The following is a 2667-nucleotide window of genomic DNA, read 5'->3' on the forward strand; positions in this document are numbered from 1 at the left end:
GGTGCCCCCGGTTCGGTGTCGGTGATCGACACCGGAACCAACACGGTCGTGGGCGCGCCCATCGTGGTCGAGATCGGCCCGGAGGGGGTGGCGATCACCCCGGACGGGGCCTTCGCCTACGTCGCCAACAGTGGCTCCGGCACGGTGTCGGTGATCGACACCGGCACCAACACGGTCGTGGGCGCGCCCATCCCGGTCGGGGCCAACCCGTCCAGGGTGGCGATCACCCCCAACGGGGCCTTCGCCTACGTCACCAACCTCGGTGCCAACACGGTGTCGGTGATCGACACCAACACCAACTTGGTCGTGGGCGCGCCCATCCCCGTCGGGGCCCTCCCGCAAGGGGTGGCGATCACCCCGGACGGAACCCGCGCCTACGTCACCAACCAAAGTGACGGCACGGTGTCGGTGATCGACACCGCCACCAACACCGTCATCGAGACCGTCCCGGTCGGGAACAGCCCGGTCGGGGTGGCGATCACCCCGGACGGAACCCGCGCCTACGTCACCAACAACATTGACGGCACGGTGTCGGTGATCGGCATCGACCAGTGCACCGGATCGTTGTGCTTCGACTTCGGTTCGGGCACAGGCTCGGGCAGCGGCTGGGGCAGCTTTTTCAGCTGACACCCGCACCGTGAAGCCGGATGAGGCCGCCGCCTAGGCCGTGAGGGTGGCGGCCTCATCCGGTTCGTTGACAGCTTGGCGGCGGTCCGGTGAACCGGCAGCCCACCGGGTCGTCGTGCACAGGCCGGCCTTCCTGGAGGATGCCCCGGGTTCCGGGGAACTTCGGTCGCGGCCCGGTGACCATCACCATCACTCTCACTGGTCCACACAGTGAAGTGTCCGGACACCCCGAGGCGATTCACTTCAGGACGCGGTGGCGGTGCAGCAAAGCCTGATGTATCAGCCAGTGCGCCGGCACGCTGACAGTCCGTGAAGCACACCCCTGCCGCCGCCATCTTCTCTCCTCCGATTTCGGGCTGTCAGCCCAGGTCAGTGATGGTTTGCACGCAGCGTTTCGCCCCTGGCGGTAAAAGGGTCTGACTAACCGAGGAGTCAGGAACCGACCCGTTACGTCTTCGTGGTCCCGCACTGCGGGGTCACGGTCGCCAACTTCGGTATGACTTGTTCGTAAATGGCCGAGTTCCGTCGTGTGCTCACGCCTGGAGGCCACATCTTGGCCGCCTTCTTCGAGTCGGAGAGTGAGCCGGTGACGGTGTTCGACCACAAAGTGACGCCAGCCTATCGGTGGCCGATAGGCGACCTCGCGACGCTAGCCGTCGAAGCCGGATTCATCGAAGTCGGCCGGATGCTGCGCGGGTCGCGCGAGGGGGAACGGTTCCGCCGTGGCCATCTGCTGATGCGCAAAAACGAGCAACTCAGGTGATCGCCCGCCGTGGTCGGCGGCCATCCTCGCAGCCAATCCCGACGTCGACGGAGTGCAGTACCGGCCCCGCCACGACGAGAACACCCTGTCGTGGATGCTCTCCGGCGACCCCACCACGACAGCTCACCCTGCGATCGAGGCCGTCGGCAGGCTCACACCACTCGACTCCACGGACGGGCACTACCTACTCGGCGCGCTACTGACCGCCCACAACGCGGCACTCGCGCCCTGACATCCCGTCGCGTCGTACGCGGCGCTGCTCAATCGATAGGTGCTCGCCGACGCCGCGGGCGTGATCGTGTGGGACGTCGGTGTGGACTCGACGATCGTGCTCGAGTCCTGGCAAACGATCGTTTGCGAGACACCCGGTGCCCGTGTGGTACGGGTTTGTGCCATCGAACGGGGGAGTGGCGGATGAGTGAGAACAAGCCGGGCTCTGAGGATCGGCCAGCCTTTTCCGTTCCAGTCGATGCGAGCGCGATTGGAGGACACATGGTTGGCCCGATTGGAGGACACATGGTTGGCCCGATTGGAGGAGTGACGCGGTGAGTATCAGTGGCTACGGTCTAGTACCGACTCGTCGGTTCGACGATCGTTGTGTCTTCACTCTCCTCCTACAAGAAGAGGTTTTCATGCACGCACGAGCCCTTCAAACGGCCTTTGTCGCAGCAATTCTCACGACTACCGCGCTGACCGGGGGTATGGCAAATGCAGCCTCCCCCACCGAAGGCAGCGTTCCCGACTTCTCTGGCCGTATCCCTCAGACAGGGGACGGACCCCTCCTGTTGGCCATAGCACCCGACGCGTCACAGGTCTCACGTGTCACCGAACTCGTCGACGCCGCACCAAACCCGGCCACGATCGATGGGTTCGTCACTTCGGATACCACTTACTTTTTCGCAGGACCGGACGACACGAGTCGACCCTGCAGTTGGCATCTCTACACTGTGACCAGCAGTGGAGAATTCATCGAGCACAACAGTGACACCACCACGTCATCCACCGTGGTGCATACGGGACGGGCCTTCGATGATCCTTTCCACAATGACCTCCTTCGGGTCGACAACTGCCTATTCGGGGTCCGCTTGTGACGGGTGTCGATGGACACTGAGTCCGGGGAGGTAAGCCGGGTACGGGCTACCTCCCGAGAACACGATTGAGGAATTGCGACACCGCGCCGGTGCGGATTTGGCGCGGTGTCGCGTTCGCGCGGCACCGGAGGCCTGGCCACCGTGCGCTGCGCGCGAGGCGTCGAACATCGCTTGGTGGTGTTCGTT

The 2667-nt window shown here is 64.5% G+C and carries 4 protein-coding genes; all 4 read left to right on the forward strand.

Annotation, left to right across the window (positions count from 1 at the left end; translation table 11 throughout):
- Positions 1-627 (forward strand): beta-propeller fold lactonase family protein (locus tag RM2_RS22905; RefSeq protein ID WP_169846818.1); only part of this gene is annotated, 627 nt, incomplete at its 5' end.
- A gap of 511 nt (positions 628-1138) precedes the next feature.
- On the forward strand, positions 1139-1390 hold the full coding sequence (locus RM2_RS22910) for a hypothetical protein (protein WP_218017274.1): 252 nt from the start codon (positions 1139-1141) through the stop codon (positions 1388-1390).
- A gap of 52 nt (positions 1391-1442) precedes the next feature.
- The gene (locus RM2_RS22915) at positions 1443-1622 is read left to right on the forward strand and encodes a hypothetical protein (RefSeq protein WP_245814111.1); all 180 of its coding nucleotides are present in this window, start codon (positions 1443-1445) and stop codon (positions 1620-1622) included.
- Positions 1623-2022: 400 nt separating this feature from the next.
- On the forward strand, positions 2023-2481 hold the full coding sequence (locus RM2_RS22920; RefSeq protein ID WP_139277930.1) for a hypothetical protein: 459 nt from the start codon (positions 2023-2025) through the stop codon (positions 2479-2481).
- Positions 2482-2667 lie beyond the last annotated feature (186 nt).

Source organism: Rhodococcus marinonascens NBRC 14363 (assembly GCF_001894885.1).
Taxonomy (GTDB): Bacteria; Actinomycetota; Actinomycetes; order Mycobacteriales; family Mycobacteriaceae; genus Rhodococcus_F; species Rhodococcus_F marinonascens.

Excerpts from the sequence above, each read along its gene's own strand:
- RM2_RS22910 (WP_218017274.1), top strand. The coding sequence starts at position 1,139 with ATGGCCGAGTTCCGTCGTGTGCTCACGCCTGGAGGCCACATCTTGGCC.
- RM2_RS22920 (WP_139277930.1), top strand. The coding sequence starts at position 2,023 with ATGCACGCACGAGCCCTTCAAACGGCCTTTGTCGCAGCAATTCTCACG.